The 21,770-nt window shown below is 67.6% G+C and carries 19 protein-coding genes and 2 pseudogenes; 12 read left to right on the top strand and 9 right to left on the bottom strand.

The window, feature by feature from the left end:
* The first annotated feature begins 13 nt into the window (after positions 1–13).
* Positions 14–337, top strand: coding sequence for a hypothetical protein (locus tag SPF06_RS19150; RefSeq protein ID WP_323280751.1), 324 nt, complete (start codon positions 14–16; stop codon positions 335–337).
* Between the two features lie 10 nt (positions 338–347).
* Here SPF06_RS19150 and SPF06_RS19145 read toward each other — a convergent pair whose 3' ends face one another.
* The 3 genes from SPF06_RS19145 to SPF06_RS19135 form a co-directional block, all read right to left on the bottom strand.
* Positions 348–2,531, bottom strand: coding sequence for an ATP-dependent DNA ligase (locus SPF06_RS19145; protein WP_323280750.1), 2,184 nt, complete (start codon positions 2,529–2,531; stop codon positions 348–350).
* Positions 2,532–2,604: 73 nt separating this feature from the next.
* Complete coding sequence (locus SPF06_RS19140) at positions 2,605–2,772, bottom strand: hypothetical protein (protein WP_323280749.1); 168 nt, start codon at positions 2,770–2,772, stop codon at positions 2,605–2,607.
* Between the two features lie 164 nt (positions 2,773–2,936).
* Positions 2,937–3,602: a GyrI-like domain-containing protein gene (locus tag SPF06_RS19135; RefSeq protein ID WP_323280748.1), complete on the bottom strand. Its 666-nt coding sequence runs from the start codon at positions 3,600–3,602 to the stop codon at positions 2,937–2,939.
* A 264-nt stretch (positions 3,603–3,866) separates the two neighbouring features.
* Here SPF06_RS19135 and SPF06_RS19130 point away from each other — a divergent pair, with 264 nt between their 5' ends.
* Entirely contained in the window at positions 3,867–5,537 is a 1,671-nt protein-coding gene (locus SPF06_RS19130) for an ABC1 kinase family protein (protein ID WP_323280747.1), read from the top strand.
* Here SPF06_RS19130 and SPF06_RS19125 read toward each other — a convergent pair.
* On the bottom strand, positions 5,534–5,773 hold the full coding sequence (locus tag SPF06_RS19125; protein ID WP_323280746.1) for a DUF1508 domain-containing protein: 240 nt from the start codon (positions 5,771–5,773) through the stop codon (positions 5,534–5,536). The two genes, SPF06_RS19130 and SPF06_RS19125, sit on opposite strands and share 4 nt — an antisense overlap.
* Before the next feature lie 225 nt (positions 5,774–5,998).
* On the bottom strand, positions 5,999–6,463 hold the full coding sequence (locus SPF06_RS19120; protein ID WP_323280745.1) for a pyridoxamine 5'-phosphate oxidase family protein: 465 nt from the start codon (positions 6,461–6,463) through the stop codon (positions 5,999–6,001).
* Positions 6,464–6,640: 177 nt separating this feature from the next.
* Between SPF06_RS19120 and SPF06_RS19115 the strand changes: the two genes are divergently transcribed.
* The 3 genes and pseudogenes from SPF06_RS19115 (at position 6,641) to SPF06_RS19105 (ending at position 9,822) form a co-directional block, all read left to right on the top strand.
* Complete coding sequence (locus SPF06_RS19115) at positions 6,641–8,281, top strand: HAD-IA family hydrolase (RefSeq protein ID WP_323280744.1); 1,641 nt, start codon at positions 6,641–6,643, stop codon at positions 8,279–8,281.
* Positions 8,282–8,369: 88 nt separating this feature from the next.
* Positions 8,370–9,501, top strand: a pseudogene (locus tag SPF06_RS19110) (glycoside hydrolase family 65 protein); the annotation flags it as partial.
* 45 nt (positions 9,502–9,546) lie between these two features.
* Positions 9,547–9,822, top strand: a complete 276-nt coding sequence (locus tag SPF06_RS19105; protein ID WP_323280807.1) for a glycosyl hydrolase family 65 domain-containing protein — start codon at positions 9,547–9,549, stop codon at positions 9,820–9,822.
* Positions 9,823–9,861: 39 nt separating this feature from the next.
* Here the strand turns inward: SPF06_RS19105 and SPF06_RS19100 are convergent, their stop codons facing one another.
* Positions 9,862–10,212 carry a hypothetical protein gene (locus SPF06_RS19100; RefSeq protein ID WP_323280743.1) on the bottom strand — a complete coding sequence of 117 codons (351 nt, stop codon included), beginning with the start codon at positions 10,210–10,212 and terminating at the stop codon, positions 9,862–9,864.
* Positions 10,213–10,475: 263 nt separating this feature from the next.
* Here SPF06_RS19100 and acsA point away from each other — a divergent pair, with 263 nt between their 5' ends.
* The 5 genes from acsA to SPF06_RS19075 are packed head-to-tail and all read left to right on the top strand — an operon-like array spanning position 10,476 to position 15,726.
* Positions 10,476–12,275: an acetate--CoA ligase gene (acsA, locus tag SPF06_RS19095; RefSeq protein ID WP_428985803.1), complete on the top strand. Its 1,800-nt coding sequence runs from the start codon at positions 10,476–10,478 to the stop codon at positions 12,273–12,275.
* Positions 12,272–13,276, top strand: coding sequence for a pyruvate dehydrogenase (acetyl-transferring) E1 component subunit alpha (pdhA, locus tag SPF06_RS19090; RefSeq protein WP_323280742.1), 1,005 nt, complete (start codon positions 12,272–12,274; stop codon positions 13,274–13,276). The genes acsA and pdhA overlap by 4 nt, the downstream gene beginning before the upstream one ends.
* Complete coding sequence (locus tag SPF06_RS19085) at positions 13,273–14,253, top strand: alpha-ketoacid dehydrogenase subunit beta (protein ID WP_323280741.1); 981 nt, start codon at positions 13,273–13,275, stop codon at positions 14,251–14,253. Before pdhA ends, SPF06_RS19085 begins: the two co-directional genes overlap by 4 nt.
* Positions 14,246–15,478, top strand: a complete 1,233-nt coding sequence (locus SPF06_RS19080; RefSeq protein WP_323280740.1) for a dihydrolipoamide acetyltransferase family protein — start codon at positions 14,246–14,248, stop codon at positions 15,476–15,478. Before SPF06_RS19085 ends, SPF06_RS19080 begins: the two co-directional genes overlap by 8 nt.
* A complete protein-coding gene (locus SPF06_RS19075; protein WP_323280739.1) occupies positions 15,475–15,726 on the top strand; it encodes a phosphopantetheine-binding protein in 252 nt (83 codons plus the stop codon). Before SPF06_RS19080 ends, SPF06_RS19075 begins: the two co-directional genes overlap by 4 nt.
* 92 nt (positions 15,727–15,818) lie before the next feature.
* On the opposite strand, the gene SPF06_RS19070 is transcribed toward SPF06_RS19075, so the two are convergent.
* The gene (locus SPF06_RS19070) at positions 15,819–16,601 is read right to left on the bottom strand and encodes an SDR family oxidoreductase (protein ID WP_323280738.1); all 783 of its coding nucleotides are present in this window, start codon (positions 16,599–16,601) and stop codon (positions 15,819–15,821) included.
* Positions 16,602–16,936: 335 nt separating this feature from the next.
* Between SPF06_RS19070 and SPF06_RS19065 the strand changes: the two genes are divergently transcribed.
* Positions 16,937–17,365, top strand: coding sequence for a hypothetical protein (locus tag SPF06_RS19065; protein ID WP_323280737.1), 429 nt, complete (start codon positions 16,937–16,939; stop codon positions 17,363–17,365).
* A complete protein-coding gene (locus SPF06_RS19060) occupies positions 17,362–18,279 on the top strand; it encodes a hypothetical protein (protein WP_323280736.1) in 918 nt (305 codons plus the stop codon). Before SPF06_RS19065 ends, SPF06_RS19060 begins: the two co-directional genes overlap by 4 nt.
* Positions 18,280–19,556: 1,277 nt before the next feature.
* Here SPF06_RS19060 and SPF06_RS22185 read toward each other — a convergent pair.
* Together SPF06_RS22185 and SPF06_RS19055 are read right to left on the bottom strand one after the other, a co-directional pair.
* Positions 19,557–19,685: pseudogene (locus SPF06_RS22185) on the bottom strand (translation initiation factor IF-2 N-terminal domain-containing protein); the annotation flags it as partial.
* Between the two features lie 666 nt (positions 19,686–20,351).
* Complete coding sequence (locus SPF06_RS19055) at positions 20,352–21,536, bottom strand: DGQHR domain-containing protein (RefSeq protein WP_323280735.1); 1,185 nt, start codon at positions 21,534–21,536, stop codon at positions 20,352–20,354.
* Positions 21,537–21,770: the final 234 nt, after the last annotated feature.

The following is a 21,770-nucleotide window of genomic DNA, read 5'->3' as shown; positions in this document are numbered from 1 at the left end:
CTAGCGTCGGGACATGGCACACTTCCTGATCACGCTCGACCGTGGCCCTGAGTGGGACGCACGGAGGGGGCGCCGTTCCCAAGATGGTTGGGACGGGCATGCGGCATTCATGGATGAGCTCGTCCGCCGCGGCGTCGTGCTCCTCGGGGGTCCGCTGGGGGACGACGTCGACGCCGGCCCCGCGCTCGTCGTCGTCGCTGCGCCCGACGCCGCGGCCGCGGTGAATGCGCTCGTCGATGATCCGTGGCACGACTCCGTGCTGGTCACCAAGAGCGTCGACCGCTGGACGCTCTGGCTCGGGGTGCGGAGTGGGGGGCTACTCCGACCTCCGCAATAACGCGGGCTGGCTACGCGGGCCGGTTCCGGTTCAGGACCGAGGAGAGGTCGTAGCTGACGGGTTCCTCGAGCTGGTCATAGGTGCACGACTCCGGCGAGCGGTCCTGGCGCCATCGGACCCATTGCGCGGTGTGGCGGAACCGCTCGCCCTCCATGTGGTCGTACTTGACCTCGACGACACGCTCCGGCCGCAGCGGGGTGAACGAGAGGTCCTTGTTCGCATTCCAGCGAGAGTGCGCCGCCGCCGTAGGGGTGCGCGGTGCCGACTGGTCGCGGTTGTCCGGCAGCACCTCGGCGGGCTGCGCCCACGCCCAGGGGTGCCCGTCGAACGTGGTCACGAGCGGCTGCAGCTCCTCGAACAGCTCCTTGCGGCGGGCCAGAGGAAACGCCCCGATGACGCCCACTGAGTTGAGCCGGCCCTGGGCGTCATACAGGCCCAGGAGGAGGGATCCGATGGCGTCGGGTTCGTCCCTGTAGAGCCGGTACCCGGCGAGGACGCAGTCGGCCGTCCGCTCGTGCTTGAGTTTGGACATGACCCTCTTGTCCTCGGCGTAGAGCTCTCCGAGGGGCTTGGCGATGACGCCGTCCAGGCCGGCGCCCTCGAACGTGCTGAACCACTCCAGCGCGAGGGCGGGGTCCTTGGTCGCCTGAGTGAGGTAGACCGGGGGCTCGGCGTCCTTGAGTGCCTCCTCAAGGGCCGCGCGCCGCTCGCGGAACGGACGCTCCACGTAGTTGGTCTGGCCCAGGGCGAGCAGGTCGAAGGCCACGAAGCTCGCCGGCGTTGCGGCGCTCAGCTTTGCGATGCGGGAGGCCGCGGGGTGAATGCGCTGCTGGAGGGCATCGAAGTTGAGCCGGTCACCGGTGTCCGGGTCCACGAGGACGATTTCGCCGTCGATGACCGAGTGGTCGGGAACGTTTGCAACGATGGCCTCGACGAGCTCCGGGAAGTAGCGCGTCATGGGCAGGGCATTGCGCGATCCGATCTCCACCCGATCGCCGGAGCGCCACACGATCGAGCGGAAGCCATCCCACTTCGGCTCGTACAGGTACTCGCCGATCGGGAGCTTCTTGACCGGCTTGGCCAGCATCGGCCCGTACGGCGGAGCGATCGCGGTGCCCCACTCGGCGTCGCGCTCCGCTTTGGGTGCCGAATAGTCCTCGTCGGCTCGGTCCGCCTTGCGCTTGCTCGGCGGCACCCGGGGCGGCTCGCCCGGCATCTTGGGGTAGTCAGGCGGGAAGTTGAGCTCGCCGAGCCCGCGCTCGAGGTCCGCGTCCCATAAGGCGAGTGCGCCCGAAATGTCGCCCGGCGCGACGTCGATGTCCGCCCAAGGGCAGTCACGGGCGGTCAGGAGCGCGGGAACCGTACGGACGGTGAAATCGCGGGGGTCGGCATCGGGGAGCTCGTCCCACGTCAGCGGGGTCGAGACGGGCGCGTGCGGCAAGGGCCGGGGCGAGTAGGCGGCGGCGATCGTCCGGTCGCGGTTGGCCTGGTTGAAGTCAACGAAGACCCTCTCGCCGCGCTCCTCCTTCCACCACGAGGTGGTCACGAGGTCCGGCATGCGGCGCTCCAGCTCGCGTGCAATCCCGATGACGGCGTGCCGTACATGAAGGAACTCGTGCGTGGGCCGGATGCGCGCATAGACGTGGACGCCCCGGTTGCCCGAGGTCTTCGCGTAGGCCTTGAGCCCGGCCTCGGCCATGACCTCGCGCAGCGCCAGCGCGGCGGTGACGGCGTCCCGGAAGTCCCGCCCGGGCTGCGGATCGAGGTCGATCCGCAGCTCGTCCGGGTTGTCCAGATTGGCCGTGCGCACTGGCCACGGGTGGAAGGTGATCGTTCCCATCTGCGCCGCCCACGCGAGCTCGGCGGCCTCGTCGAACACGAGCTGGTCGTGGCGCCTGTGGGACGGGTAGGTGCACGTCACCGTCCTGAGGTAGGGAGGCGCGCCCCTCGGCGGCCGCTTCGAGAAGAACTCCTCGCCGTCGATCCCTTCGGGGAAGCGCTGCAGAGTCATGGGCCGGTCGCCGTTGAGCCGCAGAAAGGGCGATGCCACCGAGATCAGGTAGTGGGCCAAGTCGCGCTTGGTGAGGGGATGATGCCCCTCGACGCTGGGCCACAGCACCTTGTCTGGGCTGCTCAGCTTGACTTCCCGCGCGCCGTCGGGCCCCTCTAGGTGCAGGATCTCAGTATCCGCCATGCGCCCAACGGTAGCCGCTGCAACGCCGTTGGGGCAGGCCGCGCTCGCCAGCTCGTGGACACCGGGGACGACGTCAGTAGTGCCTGAGAATCATTTGGAGGGCCTCCATGATCTCGAGGTCCCCTTCGGGCCGATGGCCCGAATCGACGACTTCAGCAGTCCCGCCACGAACGACGATGAAACGGCCGCCGACGTACTTCGCTGTGACGCCTCGCTTGGAGATCTTGCGGATCTTCACCATGCGAACCACTCCCGAAGACGGTTCCGACGTGCCCCGACGCTTTCCGACGGTGCCTTCGCCCGACACCACCATGGAACCACCGCGGAATCGGCCCAACATGGGTCCTAAGGCCTACTGGGAGTAGTCAGGACGAAGGTCCCTATGGTGGGCCCGCCACCGAGTGGTCAGGGCGCTCTCTCCCCGATGGGCTCCACGGGTTGACGGAGGAGCGTGCGCAGCTTCTCGGGGGCGCTGCGGCGAGGATCCCCCAGATAGATCTCATGATGCGCCCCGCGGGGCCTCAGGCCGGCCTCCGCGATCGCGGCGTGGAGGCGATCAATGGTGGGCGCCTCGTCCGCATAGGGTCCGACATGAAGAGTCTGCGCACACTGCCCCTCTGCCCAGCGCTCACAACGCAGCTCATCGAGAGCGGCGAGGTGCTTCGGGCGGCAGTCTTCAATCGCCTGCTCCACGACCTCGGCGGTAACGGGCTCGGGCTGCGCGATCATCGCCTGCCAGTGCCACGCCGACCGGTCGACGCCGGCCATGTTCGTGAGCGCGCCCGCGCCCTCGGCCTGCCCGATGCCGTCAAACCACCAGAGCGCCTCCAATGGCATGACCCGTGTGACTTCCCCCGATCGCTTCTTCACGATGAAATGAGCCGTGTAGCTCACCGAGTACAACGCCTGCACCGCTGAGGAGAAGGCGGTCCCCTCTGGGTCTCCGCTCCCCCGCACGACGGCAAACGTCATCTCGGGGACAGTCACGAAATCGACGACGCCGACCCGCGCCTTGTAGAGCGAGCGAAGCCGCGCGGAGTCCCCCACGTCGTGCACCGGAAGCTCGCCCACGGGGCCCTCCGTTCGTTCGTGGACCGGGCCACCTTCCGGTCTCGTTGCTCCATTCTTCCCTCGCACGCAGACGGCGACCAGAGGCGCGGCCAACCTGACGGCAGGCGACCGACCACCAGGGGTCGGCATCCTCTCCCTGGTGCCATTCGGGCGGTATCCTCTCCTGCATGGAGAGCCCGAATCGCTCGCTGCCGCGCGCGTCGGGCTCGGCTGTTTGGCGGCGACGGACGGGCGCGCCGGCTTACTTCCCAGAGAGGAAGCATCATGGTCTTCGGAGTGTCCGGGAGCCGAACCGCCCGGTACGCGCAGATCGCGGAGGTCCTGACCCGCCACGGCATGGGCCACCTCCTGCACGCCACCGGCCTCGACCGCTGGGCACCCGCGGCACTCCTGGGCGTCGGGGTCGACCGCACCGCCGGAGGCGCTGTGCACCTGCGACTCGCCCTCGAGGAGCTCGGTCCGACGTTCATGAAACTCGGTCAGATCCTCTCGACCAGGCCGGACCTCCTCCCCGAGCAGTACCAGACAGAGCTCGCCAAGCTGCAGGACGCGGCACCACCAGTGGGCGCCGAGGCGATCCGCGCCGTCGTCCGCGAAGAACTCGGGATCGACGCCGGCGAGGCGTTCGCAACGTTCGACGACGAGCCCATCGCAAGTGCGTCGATCGGCCAGGTCCACGGGGCGCAGCTTCCGGACGGGACACGCGTTGTCGTCAAGGTACGCAAGCCGGGTGCGGTCGACCGCATCCGTGAGGACCTCGAGATTCTGCGGAACCTCGCAGCCCACGCGAGCCGGCAGTGGACCGCTGCCGCCGACTACAACGTCGTAGGCCTCGTGGAACAGTTCGGCCGCACCATCCTCGCCGAGCTCGACTACCTCCAGGAGGGCCGCAACGCCGAGCGCTTCGCGGCGAACTTCGAGGGCGATGCCCGGGTCCGCATCCCCCGCGTGTTCTGGGCCACGACGACCTCACGTGTCCTCACGCTCGAGCGGGTCGAGGGGCTCAAGATCAACGACATCGCGGCCCTCGATGCCGCCGGTTTCGACCGTGCGGCCCTCGCGGTCAACGCTGCGGGCGTCCTCGCCCAGATGGTCTTCCAGGACGGCTTCTTCCACGCGGACCCACACCCGGGGAACATGTTCGTCCAGCCTGACGGCGCGATCGCGCTCATCGACTTCGGCATGGTCGGGGAGATCGACGAGCAGCTCCACGACCAACTCGGCCGGCTGCTCCTGGCGCTCGGGAGGAAAGACCCGCGCCGCCTCGCGCGGGCGCTCATGGACATGTCCACGTCACCGCGTGAAGCGGACGTGCCGAGTCTCGCGGACGACGTGGCCGGCTTCATCTCGCTCTACGACCGAACTGATCTGCAGGATCTGAACATCTCCCGCCTGGCCCAGCGGCTCCTCGCGGTGATTCGCGCGCACCGGCTGCAGATGCCCGCCGAAGTGGCTGTGATCTCGAAGATGGTCGTGATGGCGGAGGGCCTCGGGCGGGTCCTGGACCCGAAGTTCCGGCTCAGCCAGGCGCTCCGGCCGTACGTCCTCGTGCTGTTCCTCGAACGGCACTCCCCTCAGGCCTTCCTGCATGATCTCCGCGACGCGGGCCTCGAGGCAATCGACCTCGTGGAGGACCTCCCCCATCTGCTGAACGGGCTCGTCCGGATCGTGGATTCGGGTGGGCTCGAGGTGCGCCTGCGGGCCGAGGAGCTCGAGCCGCTCATGAGCCGTGCGGAGCGGATCGGCGACCGGGTGGTCGCTGGGGTCATCGCGGCGGCCTTCATCCGCGGGGTCGGCGACCTCGTGTCCATGGACCGGGAGCGGTGGACCGGCTGGCGCGCGCCCTTCATGCGAACAGGCCTCGCTGCCCTCGGGGGCCTGGGCGGCTACTTTGCGTGGAGCGCGGCTCGCCGGGCCAGGCATCGGCGCAGCTAGAGCGCTGTGCTCCCTGTCGCTGCCTGTGGCTCAAGCCGCTCGGGGCCGATACCCTTGATGATCATCTTCTTGGCACCCTTGAAGTGCCCGCCGACGATCATGTCTGCCATCTCGCGCGCCGTGGATTCAGACTCATAGCCCTGACCGCCGTCGATGGCGATGATCCGGCCGTTGTCCTCCTCAAGCCGCCACCCCCACCTGCCGTCATTGCGGGTGTAGAGGATGCGCTCTGCCATGGAAGATTCCCCTATCGGCTGATGCCTGCTGACAGTTTCCGCCGCTCGTTTAGGGCGACAGCCCCGAGGGGCGCTGCCATCGCATCCATCGAACCGTCGGACGCCGGGCGACGGTAGTGCCATAGGTCCCCTGGTGTGGGGCCCTTCCAGTCGTTGCGGGGCAACTGGGTACCCGGTCCTATAACGCACGGGTGCGGACCGTCTGCCGAAGAGCCTCGTGCCCGGCTATTCGAAGGATGAGCGCCGCGCATCGTTCGCGCGGGTGTTCCATAGATCTGGCCTATTGACCTTGAAACGGCGCCCGGTCAGGGCCCGGGGTGTCAATCGGATGTAGTGGCCTTTGACTCCGGGCTGCCACGGCTCGAGGTGAAGTGCATCGGCGGCATCCTTCTCCTCCTGGCTGCTGATGACCGCCAGGCCGCCCTTCGCCACGACGCTCCAGGCCTCTTCTTGGCGGGGATCGTAGCCATCGATCTCGAACGCGGCCGGCTCGTCGGCCTCCGCCTCCCAGAGTTTTGCACCTCTTGCCGTCCGGAAGACGATGCTCCCTCGCTCCAGGACGTAGTTCACCGGAAAGATCTCCGGGTGTCCATCGACTACCAGGGCGAGCCGGCCCACGATCCCGGCCGCCAGCAGCTCCCAGCAGGCGTCGTGGCTCAGATTTCCCGTTGAGGGCACACCGGTCTCCACGAACAGCCACGTTACCTGCTCCCGCCCACGAAATCTGCGGTACCGGCCCAGAGCACGAGCATGTTCTTGCCGACGCGCCCGACATGTCCAGCTTGGAGGGGACAGAAGGGAGGAATCAGAGGCGCAGAGTCGTCTTCGGCTCTGGCGGGAATGGCCTTGCGCTGGTAGCTCTGTGCCATGACCCGTTCCCCAACGCTGGAGGCCGCCCGGCCGCCGTTCGACGCCGTGTTCTTCGACCTCGACGGCGTTGTCACCGACGCGGCTGCCGTGCATGAGGCCGCGTGGCGCGAGCTGTTCGGCTCGGTGCTTCACGATGCGCGGGTCCCGGAGGGTGCGAACACCTCTCCGTTCCGGCGTGACGACTACCTGCGCTACGTCGACGGCCGGCCCCGAGAGGACGGCGTCCTGACGTTTCTCGGCGCACGTGGCATCCAGCTCGAGCGCGGCGATGCCTCCGACCGACCCGGGGAGTGGACGGCCTTTGGCCTCGGCGCGCTCAAGAACCAGCTGTTCCGCGATCGCCTCGCATCATCCGGCGTCTCGGTCTTCCCCGAGACCGTCGATCTCTTGGACCGCCTCCGCGCGGGGCACGTGCCCGTCGTCCTCGCGACCGCGAGCCGGAACGCCAGCAGCGTTCTCGCGGCGGCGCACCTCGAGGGCGCGTTCGACGTCGTCCTTGACGGCGTCGAAGCCGCAAGACTGGGGCTGCCCGGCAAGCCGGAGCCCGCGCTCTTCCTCGAGGCCGCACGCCGGCTCGGGGTCACGCCAGAGCGCGCCGTCGTCATCGAAGACGCCGCGGCGGGCGTGGAGGCGGCACGTCGGGGCGGCTTCGGACTCGTCGTGGGCATCGACCGCACAGGCGCCAGGGCCAAGCTCGAAGCCGCCGGGGCCGACGTTGTCCTCAACGACGTCGGCGAGCTCGACCTCGGGCTCGTGCTCGCCGATCCTTGGACTCTCGTCTACGAGGGCTTCGACCCTGGCCACGAGGGCCACCGCGAGGCGCTCACCACGCTCGGCAACGGCTACATCGGCGTGCGTGGGGCGGCCCCCGAGAGCGGCCGGGGTGGCGCGGGCTACCCTGGCACGTACCTCGGCGGGGTCTACAACCGGGTCGTCAACCTCGTCCAGGACCAGGAAACCGAGGACGAGCACATGGTCAACGCGCCCAACTGGCTGCATCTTGACGTGCGGCTCGAGGGCGGCTCGTGGTGGTCGCAGGGCGGGCTTTCCCTGCGCGAGGAGCGGCGCGTGCTGGACCTGCGCTCGGCCGTCCTCGTGCGCGAGGCGGTGATCGAGGACGACGGCGACAGGCGCCTTCGCGTGCGTCAGCGGCGCTTCGTGTCCATGGACCAAGCGCGCCTCATGGGGCTCGAGACGACCTTGACCGCGGAGGGGTGGAGCGGGGAGGTGACGATCCGCAGCGGAGTGGACCTCGACGTCGCCAACGAGAATGTGCTCGAAGACGCCCTCCTCGCGCGGCGGCACCTTCGCGATGTGAGCCCACCTGAAGACGACGGCGCCGACGCGGCCGCCGTCGAGGGCGCGGTTGCAGACGTCGTCGCCGAGGCAGAGACCACCCAGAGCCACGTCCGCATCGCCGTCGCCCTGAGGAACTCGGTCGACGGGCAGGAGCCGGCCGAGACCTCGACAGGCCGCATCGGGGGCCTGCATTACCGTCAGTTCGTCCTCAGGCTCCAAGCCGACGTCCCCGTGCGGGTCACAAAGATCGCCACGTTCGCGACGTCGCGAGCGGGCGGTTTCCTCGGCCCGGACGGGCGCGGTAGCCGTCCTCGAGCGGGGGCGCGCAGATTTCGATGAGCTCCTGGCCGAACACTCGGCGACATGGGAGAGGATCCGGAGGCTCTTCGCCGTTGAGCTTGACGCGGCACCACATGTCCAGCTCGTCATGAATCTGCACGTGTTCCACCTGCTCCAGACCCTCGCGCCGTTCGTCGCGGATCTGGACGTGGGGGTCCCGGCCCGTGGGCTGCATGGCGAGGGGTACCGCGGGCACGTCTTCTGGGACGAGCTTTTCGTCCTGCCCCTGCTCACCTCGCGGATTCCCGCCGTCGCCCGCTCTCTCATCGCCTATCGCGGGCGCCGGCTCCCAGCCGCGCGGCGCGCGGCCGCGGAGCAGGGTCTCGAAGGCGCCCTGTTCCCGTGGCAGAGCGGAAGCGATGGACGTGAGGAGACCCCGCGTTGGATCTTCAACCGCCGGTCAGGGCACTGGCTGCAGGACTATTCGCGTCTCCAACGGCACGTAGGCCTGGCGATCGCGTTCAACGCCTGGCAGTACTTCGAGGCGACCAGGGATCGGTATTGGCTGCTCCGGCAGGGCCGAGCTCGTCATCGAGGTGGCCAGGCTGTTTGCCTCAATGGCGGAGCACGACGCCGGGGCGGACCGCTTTCACGTGCGCGGGGTCATGGGGCCGGACGAGTATCACACCGGCTACCCCGACCGGCCTGAACCTGGCTTTGACGACAACGCCTACACCAACGTCATGGCCGCATGGGTCTGCCTTCAGGCCTGCCACATCCTCGAGCTTGTGCAGGGGCACGACCGCAGTGACCTCATGGAGAGGCTCCGAATCCGGCCGTCGGAGCCCGAACGCTGGGAGCATTTGAGCCGCAGGATGACGGTGCCCTTCCACGGCGACGGGATCATCAGCCAGTTCGCGGGCTACGGGCACCTCGCGGACCTCGACTGGGACGCCTACCGGGACAGATACCACAACATCGAGCGCCTCGACCTGATCCTCGAATCGGAAGGCGACAGCCCCAACCGGTACAAGCTGGCCAAACAGGCGGACGCCCTCATGCTCCTCTATCTGCTCGGCCAGGAGGAGCTCATCGCGTTCCTCGGCCGGCTCGGCTACACCGTCACGCCGCAGCAGGTTTCCCGGACCGTGGAGTACTATCTCGCCCGGACGGCGCACGGCTCGACTCTGAGCCGCGTGGCCCACGCTTCCGTACTCGCCGGGATGGACCCCGAACGCGCATGGGAGACGTTCCGGGAGGCGCTCGACGCCGACCTCGACGACACGCAGGGCGGCACGACCCGCGCAGGTGTCCACCTCGGAGCGATGGCAGGAACCATCGACGTCGTCCAGCGCACCTTCGCCGGGCTGCGCCTCACTCGAGACGCGCTCATCTTCTCGCCGCGCATGCCCAAGGAGTTGCGTTCTGTGCGGTTCCGAGTGCGGTACCGGGACCAACTCCTCGACGTCGACCTCGAGGCCGGCGCCCTACGGGTCACCTCCGCCGCAGCCGACGCCGAGGCCGTGCGGATCTGTGTCAGCGAGGAAGAGATACTGCTCGAGCCCGGCGCATCCCATTGCTTCCAGCTGTCGCGGACGTAGGCGCGTGGACGACGGGAGAGGTCCGGCACCCGTCTGCGATCATTCTTGAGCATCGAGCCCGTGGCGGTTAAGCGATAGGTAGACCGTCCGCCCTTCGACCCTCTCGATCGCGTCGCCGGCCGCATAATAGTTCTCAGCCCAGAAATGCGGCGCGGCAATCTTGAGGTACCCCTTTCGGAAGAACCGGAGAGCCATTTCCGGAGGAACTTTGGGCTCGATTCCGACGATCGACCCAATTCCCAGGCCAATCAGGCCGTGAATCGACGCCACTCGCTCCTCGAAGGCGGCTGATTTCGGGTCGGGCGCCCTCACGAACTCGACTTTTCCGAGCTCATCGCCGTCTGCGTCGATCACCGACATGCCCACCTGAACTTGCTCGAGCAAACTCATGGATCCTCCAGACTCCAGTTCAAGACCCGGACGGCGGAACCCGGCAATCAACACTGCTCTGCCACGCCGGCCTCCCTGCCGTACCCCAAGTCTCGGCCCAGACATACGGCCGGGCAACATCCCACGAGGTAACGCGAACCGATCGAAAGGCGGCTTGATTCAGGACCGAAGAAGGTCCGACCTTAGCCGCCACCGTGGGGGAAGTATCTTCCCGTGACCTTTGGCACTAGGCCCTCCCAGTGCCGCAGGGATGTCATGGACGTGTGAGGGCTGGAACTCCACAGATCGCCCATTGGCCACCGATCCGCAAGGATGCCCGTATCCTCCGGGTACACCCGAATCTGGCCGACTACGAGTCAGAACGGGCTGCTTTCACGTGGGAGTCCGCAAGGGCCATGCTTTCCGGCCTTCCCGGGGGTGGCCTGAACATCGCGCACGAAGCCGTCGGGCGGCACGCCGCAGGGCCTTTAGCCGACCACGACGCTCTGCGATTCGTCGGATCCGACGGGACGATCCGGGCGCTGACCTACCGACAGATTTCTGAGCTGGCCGCACGCTTTGCGGGCGTGCTCCGCGGCCTCGGCGTGGGGCGCGGGGAACGCGTCTTCTCGCTCGCGGGCCGGATCCCCGAGCTCTACGCCGCCGTTCTGGGGACACTCATGGCGGGGAGTGTCTTCTGTCCATTGTTCTCGGCCTTCGGGCCCGATCCGGTCCGGCAGCGTCTCCAGCTCGGGGAGGGCCGCGTCCTCGTGACGACCCGGGCGCAGTACCGGAAGAAGGTCGCTGCCTTGCGGGCGAACCTGCCTGAGTTGCGTCACGTGCTACTCGTCGACGCGGACGGTGCGCCGGAGCCGGGCACGCTCGATCTCGCCGAGCTCATGCGCGCCGCCGAACCGGTCGAGGGACCGGCCCCGACGCGTCCCGAGGACCCGGCGCTCTTGCATTTCACCAGTGGGACGACCGGCACGCCGAAGGGGGCGGTGCACGTCCATGAGGCCGTCGTAGCCCATTGGGCCACCGGGCGGTACGCCCTAGACCTGCATCCCGAAGACGTCTACTGGTGCACGGCTGATCCCGGCTGGGTCACGGGGACGTCGTACGGCATTATCGCCCCGCTCGTCCATGGGGTCACAGTCGTGGTGGATGAGGAAGAGCTGGAAGCCGACCGCTGGTACGGCATCCTCGGGCAGCAGCGGGTCAGCGTCTGGTACACCGCCCCCACGGCCCTGCGCATGCTCATGAAGGCCGGCGCGGAGCGGGCCGCTGGTCACGACCTCAGCGCGCTGCGCTTCGTTGCCAGTGTCGGAGAACCGCTCAACCCCGAGGTCGTCCTCTGGGGGCAGGAGGCCCTCGGACTTCCTGTCCACGACAACTGGTGGCAGACCGAAACCGGCGGGATCATGATCGCCAACTACGCCGCGATGGACATCCGGCCGGGGTCCATGGGCAAGCCGCTGCCGGGCGTCGACGCGGCGATCGTGCTGCGCGGCCCCGACGAGCGTCCGGTCCGGCAGGACGGCGTGGTGGTCCTCGCCGAACCAGGCGTGGTCGGTGAGCTCGCGCTGCGGCCGGGCTGGCCCTCGATGTTCCGGGGCTACCTCAACGAGGACGAGCGCTACCGGAAGTGCTTCGCCGGCGGCTGGTACCTCAGCGGGGACCTCGCCACGCGGGACGAGGAGGGGTATTTCTGGTTCGTCGGCCGCGGCGACGACGTCATCAAATCCTCGGGCCACCTCATCGGGCCGTTCGAGGTGGAGAGCACGCTCATGGAGCACCCCGCCGTGGCCGAAGCAGGAGTCATCGGCGTCCCGGACCCAGTGGCGGGCGAGGCCGTCAAGGCCTTCGTTGAGCTGCGCGCCGGCTGGCAGCCGGCGGACCAGCTGCGGCTCGAGCTCATAGGCTTCGCCCGCAAGCGCCTCGGCGCGGCTGTGGCGCCGCGCTCCCTGGACTTCGTCGACGCCCTCCCGCACACGCGCAGCGGAAAGGTCCTGCGCCGCCTGCTCAAGGCCCGCGAGCTGGGCCTGCCCGAAGGCGACACGTCCACCTTGGAGGAAAGGTCATGAGCATCACCGCGCACCCGGCCGCCCGTCTCGCCGACAACCCAGGCCCCGCCCTGGCCCTACTGCGGGACATGCTGCGGATCCGGCGCCTCGAGGAGGCCTGCGTGCGTCTCTACACCGAGGCCAAAATCCGCGGGTTCCTGCACGTGTACATCGGCGAGGAGGCCGTCGCAGCCGGCGTGATGTCCGCGCTCTCCCCCGAGGATGCCGTCGTGGCCACCTACCGCGAGCACGGCCACGCGCTGCTCCGGGGCGTCCCCGCACGGAAGCTCATGGCCGAAATGTACGGCCGAGCCGAGGGCTGCTGCCGCGGCCGGGGCGGATCGATGCACCTCTTCGACGCGGCGACCCGGTTCTACGGCGGCAACGCAATCGTCGCCGGCGGACTGCCGCTCGCCGTCGGCCTCGCCCTCGCAGACAAGCTCTCCGGAAGGGACCGGGTGACCGCCTGCTTCTTCGGCGACGGGGCCATGGCCGAGGGCGAGTTCCACGAGAGCATCAACCTCGCCGCCCTGTGGCAGCTCCCGGTCCTGTTCTGCTGCGAGAACAACCTCTACGCCATGGGCACAGCGCTCGCGCGCTCCGAATCCCAGACCGACCTCGCGCTCAAGGCCGCGGCCTACGAGGTCGCCGCGTGGGCCGTCGACGGAATGGACCCCCTTGCCGTCGCGGACTCTGCGCGGCGGGCCGTCGACGCTGTGCGCTCCGGCGGCGGACCCCACTTCCTCGAACTGCGCACCTATAGGTTCCGCGCCCACTCGATGTTCGACCCGGAGCGCTACCGTCCGAAGGCCGAAGTCGCCGCGTGGATGGAACGCGACCCCCTGACACACTTGCGCGCCGCCCTCGCCAATGCCGGGCGCCTGGAGGATGAGGAGTGGGCACGGCTCGAGCGCGAGGCCGACGACGAGATCCTAGACGCCATCGAGTTCGCCGAGGCGGGAACGCTCGAGCCGGTCGAGGAGCTGGCACGCTTCGTCTACAGCGAAGGGCCGAAGACATGAAGACGACCTACCGGGAGGCCATGCGCGCGGCCATCCGGGACGCGCTCCTGCGCGACGAGCGGGTATTCCTCATGGGCGAGGACGTCGGCGCCTACGGCGGATGCTATGCCGTCAGCCTCGGGCTCCTGGAAGAGTTCGGCCCCGAGCGCATCCGCGACACGCCGCTGTCAGAAGGCGGATTCGTCGGTGCCGGCATCGGTGCTGCGCTCGGCGGCATGCGCCCCATCGTCGAGATCATGACAGTCAACTTCAGCCTGCTGGCCCTCGACCAGATCGTGAACAGCGCCGCCACACTCCTGCATATGTCCGGCGGGCAGCTCAACGTTCCCATCGTGATCCGCATGACCACCGGTGCCGGCCGACAGCTCGGAGCGCAGCACTCGCACAGCCTCGAGGGCTGGTACGCCCACATCCCCGGACTGCGCATCCTCGCCCCGGCCACCCTCGAGGACGCACGCGGTATGCTCTGGACGGCGCTCGAGGACCCCGACCCCGTGCTCGTCTTCGAGCACGGCTCGCTCTACGCGGCTGAGGGTGAGCTCGACGACGACGCCAGCGCCGTCGGCATCGACCGCGCCGCAGTGCGCCGCACCGGGAAGGACGTCTCTCTGATCACCTATGGCGGGACCCTGCCGATGACCCTCGACGCCGCCGAGCAGCTCGCGACCGACGGCATCCAGGCGGAGGTCATCGACCTGCGCACGCTCCGCCCGCTCGATGAGGAGACCATCCTCGCGAGCGTCGCCAAGACCCACCGCGCCGTCGTCGTCGACGAGGCCTGGCGCAGCGGGAGCCTCGCCGGAGAGATCAGCGCGAGGATCGCCGAGAAGTCGTTCTACGACCTCGACGCTCCAGTCGTGCGCGTCTGCGGGGCCGAGGTGCCCATGCCGTACGCCAAGCACCTTGAGCAGGCCGCCCTGCCCTCCATCGAGCGCGTCGCCGCAGCCGCGCGAGAGGCGGTGGACCACCGTGCCTGAGCTGCGCATGCCCTCGCTAGGGGCGGACATGGACCACGGCAAGATTGTCGAGTGGCTCGTCAAGCCCGGGGACACCATCCACAGAGGCGACCTCGTGGCTGTCGTCGACACCGACAAGACCGTCATGGATGTCGAAGCCTTCGACGACGGGGTCGTCGCGGAGCTGCTCGTCGACGTCGGCGAGACCGTCCCCGTGGGGACGGCGATAGCCCGGCTCGAAGGCGAGGGCGCAGAGGCGCCAATCGAACTCTCGCCAAGGCCGCCTGCGAAGGCGACACGGACGACGGCGGCCCCAGCCGGTGCGGAGGCCCCCGCCCAGCGGGTTCGCTCCTCGCCGCTAGCACGGCGGCTCGCCGCCAGGCTCGGCATCGATCTCACAACGGTCCAAGGGACCGGACAGCAGGGCTCCGTCACCGAAGCGGACGTGCGCCGCGCGGCACCGCAGGCACCACAGACACCGCAGGCGCCGCCCGCCGCCGAGCCCTCGCCGCCCGCGCCCCCCGTAGGGCTCGTCCCACCCCAGCCCGGCGGGCCCGGGGCCGAGCACCGAGGCGCCAGCAGGTCTGGCTCGCTGAGATCGTCCATCGCTGCGCTCATGGCCCGGTCCAAGGCGACGATCCCGCACTACTACCTCGGCGCTACTCTCGACCTCGCGCCGGTGATGGCCCGGATGCTCGAGCTCAATGCCGCGCGTCCCGTCTCGACGCGCCTCGTGCCCGCGGCGTTCCTGCTGAAGGCTGCGGCCCTCGCCGCCAGCGAGGTCCCGGATCTGAACGGCTTCTTCGTCGACGGCGCGTTCCAGCCAAGCGACCACGTCCACTTGGGCATCGCCGTCGCCCTGCGCGGAGGCGGCCTCGTCGCGCCGGCGCTGCACGACGCAGACACCCTTTCCGTCGACGAGCTCATGGCGAAGCTCCGCGACCTCGTCGCCCGCGCGAGGGCGGGCCGGGTCCAGCGGGCGGAGATGGCCGACCCGACGATCACCGTCACGAGTCTGGGCGATCTCGGCGTCGAAACCGTCTTCGGCGTCATCGTCCCGCCCCAGGTCGCTATGGTCGGCATCGGCCGCGTCGTGGAGCGGCCGTGGGCACAGAACGGGATGCTCGGCGTGCGCCCCGCAGTGACGGCGACGCTGGCCGCGGACCACCGCGTGAGCGACGGACTCGGGGGCGGGCGCTACCTGGTACGCCTCCAAGAACTGCTGATGAAGCCGGAGGAGCTATGACCGAATGGGACGCCCGGGCCGCCGTCATCGAGGCCCTCGGGCAGATCGCACCAGAACTGGAGCCTGGGGACCTCGAGGACGGTGCCCGGCTGCGCCAGGACCTCGACCTCGACTCCCTCGACTTCCTCCGGCTCATCGAGCAGATCGCCGGCACCACCGGCGTCGACGTCCCCGAACGCGACTACCCCCGCGTCACGACCGTCGGGGAGCTTGTCAGATACCTCGACGCGAGGCGCACAGCAACCTGAGCGCGCAGGCAGCAGGCCGGGCGCCTCGGGGGCGTCGGCTGTGTGTTCATCATCGAGGGCCGCGAGCCCGGCCAGGGCCGGGCTCGCGCGACTCACCAGACGGAGTCACCGCGCAGGACGACGTCGCTGCCGCCGTCGACGTAGACGATCTGGCCGCACACATGGGTGTTCTCCTCGCCGCCGAGCCAGGCCAGCAGCTTGGCGACGACGGCAGACTCGGCGATGCCATTCAGCGGCATCGGCACCATCTTCAGCAGGGCCTCACGCCCTTGTTCCGTCGCGATCAGCTCTGCCGTCATGGGGGTGGCGATGATCCCGGGGGCGACCGCGTTCAGCGGAATGCCGGCACCGGCCCACTGCGGGGTCGCGGCCTGACGGCGGACCCACCGGGAGAGCGCGAGCTTGGTCGATGCATAGATGAGCGCCCCGGTCGTCTCGGGCTCCTTGGCGAGAATCTCGGCGCGGGCCAAGGCTGCGGGCTCGTCGCAAATGCCCAGCAGGGCAACCAGGTCCTCGTCGCTGGGCAGCAGGGCGGCCATCGAGGACACCAGCACCGCCCGCGGAGCGCGGGAGCCGGACAGCAGCGAGCGGAGCCCCTCGAGCGTGGCGAGCGTGCCGAAGAAGTTCACGGCCACGGTCGCCGGTGTCGGGGCTGCGAGCCCGGCGACGGCGTAGACGGCGTCGATGCGGCCCCCGCTCAGACGCCGCACGCCCTCCACCAGCGCCGTGCGGCCCGCGGCATCCGAGAGGTCGGCGACCACCTCCGCGTCGTGCACATCCACCCCGATGACCCGCTCACCCCTAAGCTCCAGCAGCTCCCTGGTCGCCTTGCCGATGCCCGAGGCGGAGCCGGTGACAACACTTGTCCGAGCCATGAGGATCCCCTCTTTCCATTTGGTGGGCCGTTCCGCCTACCACCCTGCCCGGGCGGGCCCGTCCGGGCCAGAGTCCAACGGCCCCACCCGCCCCCATCGGCCCCGATGGCCGGACGGCGACCACAGGGTGCCCTGCATGGACACGGCGGGTCCTCCTGCAGCACCACCCACGTGCATCGGATCCGGATCATCGGACGCCACTCGGACGACAGGGCCCGCGGTGAGCTGAGGCCGCGATCCCTGCCACAGGGACCTTCGGCCCTTGGGCCCCCGCCCGGCGCCACCGAGACTAGGGCTAGCGGGTGCAGTGCGCGCGGAGAGCCTCGGAGGTGCAGATGCCCCGGTCGAACTTCCTGGACCGCTTCCGGCCGGTGGGGTCGCCGGGGCCTGCCGCACGCACGGGCGTACCCGGCACCGACGTAGTGGGGCCGGCTGCTGAACTCGCCCGAGCGTTCGCGAGCCTCAGATCCGACGTTGAAGGCACCCGAGCGTCGGTGGAGGAGGCCCGGCATCAGGCCGAGCGCGAGCTCGACGCGGCGCGGACAGCCGCAGAGGCGGTCGTCGCCCAAGCCCGGCTCACGAGTGAATCGTCACGGCGCGCCGCCTACGACCGCGTGCTGGCCGCTTCCGCCCAAGACGACGCTCGGCTGGTCCTCGCCGCAGAGGCTCGGGCAGAGCAGATCACGCAAACCGGAAGAGAGCGCCTCCCGGCTGCAGTCCACCAGATCATCGAGGCCCTCCTGGCCGAGGCGGTGCAGGAGTGAGCGCGGGCTGGACGGCAGCCTCAGTCCGCGCGGGCGGCCTCGCCCGGCAGCGCCTCGGCGCCGGTCGCTGCCGAGACCTCGCCGCCCAGCACAGCCTCGCCGCCGCAGTAACCCTGCTTCGCGCCACTGTCTACGCGCGTTTCCTGGCACCGGGGGCGTCACTCGAGGACGCCGCCCACGGCACGCGAGCAGCCGTGCTGTGGGAGCTGCGGGTTCTCGCCGGCTGGCTCCCGCCGTCCGGCGCGCGTCTCGCCCGCGCCCTCGCGGCAGGCTTCGAACGAGACAACATCGCAGGGCACGCCGCGCGTCTCTCCGGGCGGCCTGCTCCCCCTGCATTCGAGCTCGGCACGCTCGCCACCGCCTGGCCCCGGCTCCGGCAGGCCGGCTCGACCGTGGAGCTTGAGACCGAGCTCGCGCATACCGTGTGGGCTTCAGCTCCCCGAGGCTTGCCTCTGCGCGACAGGCTCACGCTCGCGTGGTTGCGCCGCCTCGACGCCGTCGCTCCCGCGGTGCGTCCGTGGCACGAACTGGCGGTGGTGACCCTGATGGCCAAGACCTGGCTTTTCGAGGGGACTGCTCCCCCGCCCGCGTTCAGGGAGGAAGCCGCCCGACTGGTCGGCAGTCGCTGGGAGACAGCCCACAGCATCGATGAGCTCCGCGAGGCTTTGCCACCAGCGCCGCGGCGGATCTTGGCCGAGGTCACGGCATCGGACGAGCTGTGGCGCGCCGAGGCAGCGCTGTGGCACCGGATCGAGGACGACGCCTTCGCCTGGGTGAGATCGCCGCGCGAAGGACCGGAGACGATCCTCGGCAGCATCGCCCTGCTCGCCTCAGATGCGAGGCGGGTGCGGGCGGCGCTCGCCTCGGCCGCCGCCGGGGGACTCGTCGAAGAGGTGTTCGATGTCGTGGCGTGACGAACTGACGCCGGTCCGCATGCAGCGGATCGGGCTCCTCGCGACAGAAGAGTCACTGCCGGAAGCCCTCCGGGCCGTGGCGCGCAGCGGACTCGTCGAGCTCGACCTGCCCTACACAAGTACGACTTCGCCCATGAAAACAATGGATTGGGTCTTGAATAGAGTCGACCCGTTTCGATGACGGAACTCGTCAGGCCAGAAACCAAAAAGACAAAGTTTCGATTCTCTTGCACCAGACTTCGCAGGCTCCCCAAAAATTGCGGAATCGAAGTCATCGAACCTTCAGTGGTGTCGGTGACATCCGAAGGTGTCAAATATTCGATCTCGTCGAGGAGAAGACATAGGGAAACATTCGATTTTTCCATAGCCCTCAGGGTGGACTGGATTGCTCGCTTAAAATCACCTATCGTCGAACTGTAATTCAAGGACGCAAGGTCAAGAGTGCGAAGGCCCCGCGTTCGGAGTTCGTCCAAAAGCTTTGAGCGTAAGTCGGCGATGAGATCTGGGATCGGGTCGTCCGGTGGCGACGGGAGGCTTTCAAGATCCTGAAGAATGACGATTTGGCTCTCGTCAAGCGTGGTCTCTTTTAGTTCATTTAGAACACTCGTCTTGCCTGCCTTTCGAAGGCCAAAAAGGCCAGCGACCCGCTGGCTATGGATATCATCCTGGAGACTTCGGAGGAGACTGTGTCGGCCGAAAAATCCCGATCCATGAACCGGCGTGGTCTCGTAGAATAGATCCCGTGCAAAGATGTGGTTCTTTAGGAGCGAGATGAAAGAGATGGGTTCGTCGGCATGGAGTCCTTGCAATGAGATTGGGAGGAACTTTCCCGAAGCCCAATCGCCCAGCTTCTCGGTCAGTCGAGCATCCGGCGACCACATAAACAGCATATCCGGCGTCACGTCGCGTTGAAGGGCCGATAGGGCTGTCTTGGCGGCCCTAAAGGTACGTATTTGCAGGTCGCGGTGTGGGCTATAGAAGAATAGGACTTCGCGGGTGATGCCGAATGCGCTCTCTATAGCTCCACTAAATCGAACCAGTGCAACGTAGGAGTCCTCGTAACCGCGTACTTGACAGGAATCCGTGTAAACAATCTGGGACCCAAGGCGGTTAAGGGAGGCTAGGTGGTCCTCACTGATTGGAAATGCCGAGTGAAGCCTCCTTAGATTTCTCAGGACGTCAGGGTGCGTGGGCCTCTTGACAGGATTCGCACTCCAGCCCGAGGGAGTACTGGTTCCCCGCGCTCTCAGAGCGACTTCCACATCGGTATTGAGAGATTCGCGAAGTGATTGAGCTTCTTGCACGGTGACGGCTCCGGAAGCACTCGCCTTATGGATTCCGAGTTCAGCGAGCTTCTGAAGAACCTGGTTCGAGCTCATTCCAAGTTCTTTGGCAAGCTCATGCACGCGTTGGCGTGGGTTGGGGCGAGTTTCTTCCACAAAACGTACGCTAGCACCCTACTGGGCTTTAGCGTCGGCAATCCCGAGATGACCAAGCTGTCCACCTGCGTGGCCTTCCTGCCGCTGCTCCCGGCTACGCAGACTGCATGGCGGGCTCCTTCGCAGCTACATCTACGTCAGCGTCAACGAAAGGAACCGTATCCGCGACGACACCAGGCAGCCCCGGCGGGGCGATGTCATGGTCTCCCCCGTCGACGGTTGATGGCTCATCCTCGGCCGCGGGACAGACGACAACCGGCCCGGAGCCGTTCGCGCTCCGAGGTCCACCTCAGGATCCTCACCGACGATCTTGGCCCGGACCGAAATTGCACGATTCCGCGAAAACTGAACTAGGGCAGTTGAGGCGATTGCTTGGACCGGAGAGACGTCTCGTATTCCTGAAGTTGTGAGACTTCAGGGGCGTCAGGACCGGGGGCGCCTCCACTGTTAGAGGATCCCTCACCGCCAACCGGAGCCGGGCCTACTTCATCCTGGCGCAGGCAGGCATTACTGGAGGCGTGAGTCGGTGGATCTCTCCTCGGCTCCCCGCGCCCCGGAATTCTAGTAGCCTTCGGGCGCTTCGGGGAGCGTATGTTGGAGGCCAGGAGCACGGTGCTCCTGGCCTCCAACTAGTCAACCTTGGGGTTTCTTCCCGTAGTAGACCCATGCATAGAGGGTCTTGTAGAGGTCGGCCTGGCCAGCGAACCCTGCCTGGGAGGCCATCCACGGATTGCGCTCATCGTTTTGGAGATTGACCTTCTCCCAATCGACTTCTGCGAGTGCGCCCACGAGGCTCTTCATTCGTTCGTTGAAGTTCGGGTGCTCCAACGCACTGGTGATGATGTCCTTACCAAGCTTGGCCAGCGAGGCGACTCCCACGAGTTCCTTGATTCGATACTTGGGCGTATACGGGACCTTGTCCCCGTTCTCATCGATACGGGTACGAGATTCTTCGTTCCATGCCTCAGCGCAGGTCTCAGCGATCATGGCCCAGTACATGCGGGCAACCTCGTCGACATCCTTGCCCGCTGCTTCCAACCGTCCAAGCAGTTCGCTGGGAAACATTGAAGCAGAGGAGCGCCGCAGGCCCTCAAAGGTCACAGGCTTGTTCGGGTCCCTCGCCCCGGTCAGGTTCACCTGCCCGTGCCAGACCGATTCTTCGTGACGGGCAAGCATCGTCGCAATGAGACGGACCCGCTGTGTGTGGGTAGCGTGTCCGAGCTCCCTCACGTCTGCCTTAGTGATCTCGATCAGAGCCTTGGGCAGCTTCTTCTGCTCAGTGTTGATGACGTCGAAGAAGGTGGCCTCCTCGGTGAAATCCAGTCCGAAATACAGGCTGACCGGCGCCAGCGGGCAGAAGGAAGGATCTTTTGTCCACGCTTCGACCAGACCGAGATACCGGTGCTGGCCGTCCACGACGGACATAACGCTCTCATCGAACTCTTGCCGGATGCCCTCGATGTTGCCGGCAGCAAAGAGTTCCAGGAATCGCTCAATAGCCGCTTCATCCCTCAGACGGACCGAGACGATGATCGGGGTTGTCCGCGATGTTGGCTCCTTCTTGAGGTAGAAATCCCTGATCTTAGGAATCCGCTCCCTCATCGGCTGCCGCTGGTACCCGTGCCGGTCGGCAGCGGGCGACTCAGGATCGGTCTCTTCGAAATTGCTGATGAAGAGCAGCCTAGCCATCGCCGCCGGCGTCATAGCGGCGGAGGCCTCCTTATAGGGATCAAGGACGCCAAGGAGGGCGATGGGACGTCCCTCAAGGGGGGTGCCGAATGTGCTAAACGTCCCAGCGGGCGTCGCAGTTGTGGTCATGATATTTCCTTCTCACGTGGCCAGTAGCCCTATTTGTCGCGGCTGGCCCTTTGGGCTGGCCGCCTCAGATGCGGTAGTGCATCTGGTCACCAGCGTGACACCAATGACCAAGAACTGTCAAGTAACAGGAACAAAATGTTCCCAGTGCCGATTTTTTAGGCGCTGGCCTGCGAGCACTTGGGCCTCGTCGGCGCCGGATCCTTCGCCAGCCCGGAACGACGTCGCTAGCGAGTT

The organism is Sinomonas terricola (genome assembly GCF_034931225.1).
Taxonomy (GTDB): domain Bacteria; phylum Actinomycetota; class Actinomycetes; order Actinomycetales; family Micrococcaceae; genus Sinomonas; species Sinomonas terricola.
The sequence above is the reverse complement of the archived record's forward strand: the minus strand, read 5'-3'. Positions and strand labels throughout refer to the sequence as shown.

Bases quoted from the DNA above. Each gene is read 5' to 3' on its own strand.
- SPF06_RS19055 (WP_323280735.1), bottom strand. From the start codon at position 21,536: ATGACCACAACTGCGACGCCCGCTGGGACGTTTAGCACATTCGGCACC.
- SPF06_RS19140 (WP_323280749.1), bottom strand. From the start codon at position 2,772: ATGGTGAAGATCCGCAAGATCTCCAAGCGAGGCGTCACAGCGAAGTAC.
- SPF06_RS19085 (WP_323280741.1), top strand. From the start codon at position 13,273: ATGAAGACGACCTACCGGGAGGCCATGCGCGCGGCCATCCGGGACGCG.
- SPF06_RS19070 (WP_323280738.1), bottom strand. From the start codon at position 16,601: ATGGCTCGGACAAGTGTTGTCACCGGCTCCGCCTCGGGCATCGGCAAG.
- SPF06_RS19145 (WP_323280750.1), bottom strand. From the start codon at position 2,531: ATGGCGGATACTGAGATCCTGCACCTAGAGGGGCCCGACGGCGCGCGG.
- SPF06_RS19125 (WP_323280746.1), bottom strand. From the start codon at position 5,773: ATGGCAGAGCGCATCCTCTACACCCGCAATGACGGCAGGTGGGGGTGG.
- SPF06_RS19065 (WP_323280737.1), top strand. From the start codon at position 16,937: ATGCCCCGGTCGAACTTCCTGGACCGCTTCCGGCCGGTGGGGTCGCCG.
- pdhA (WP_323280742.1), top strand. From the start codon at position 12,272: ATGAGCATCACCGCGCACCCGGCCGCCCGTCTCGCCGACAACCCAGGC.
- SPF06_RS19115 (WP_323280744.1), top strand. From the start codon at position 6,641: ATGACCCGTTCCCCAACGCTGGAGGCCGCCCGGCCGCCGTTCGACGCC.
- SPF06_RS19100 (WP_323280743.1), bottom strand. From the start codon at position 10,212: ATGAGTTTGCTCGAGCAAGTTCAGGTGGGCATGTCGGTGATCGACGCA.
- SPF06_RS19150 (WP_323280751.1), top strand. From the start codon at position 14: ATGGCACACTTCCTGATCACGCTCGACCGTGGCCCTGAGTGGGACGCA.
- SPF06_RS19130 (WP_323280747.1), top strand. From the start codon at position 3,867: ATGGTCTTCGGAGTGTCCGGGAGCCGAACCGCCCGGTACGCGCAGATC.
- SPF06_RS19075 (WP_323280739.1), top strand. From the start codon at position 15,475: ATGACCGAATGGGACGCCCGGGCCGCCGTCATCGAGGCCCTCGGGCAG.
- SPF06_RS19105 (WP_323280807.1), top strand. From the start codon at position 9,547: ATGGCAGGAACCATCGACGTCGTCCAGCGCACCTTCGCCGGGCTGCGC.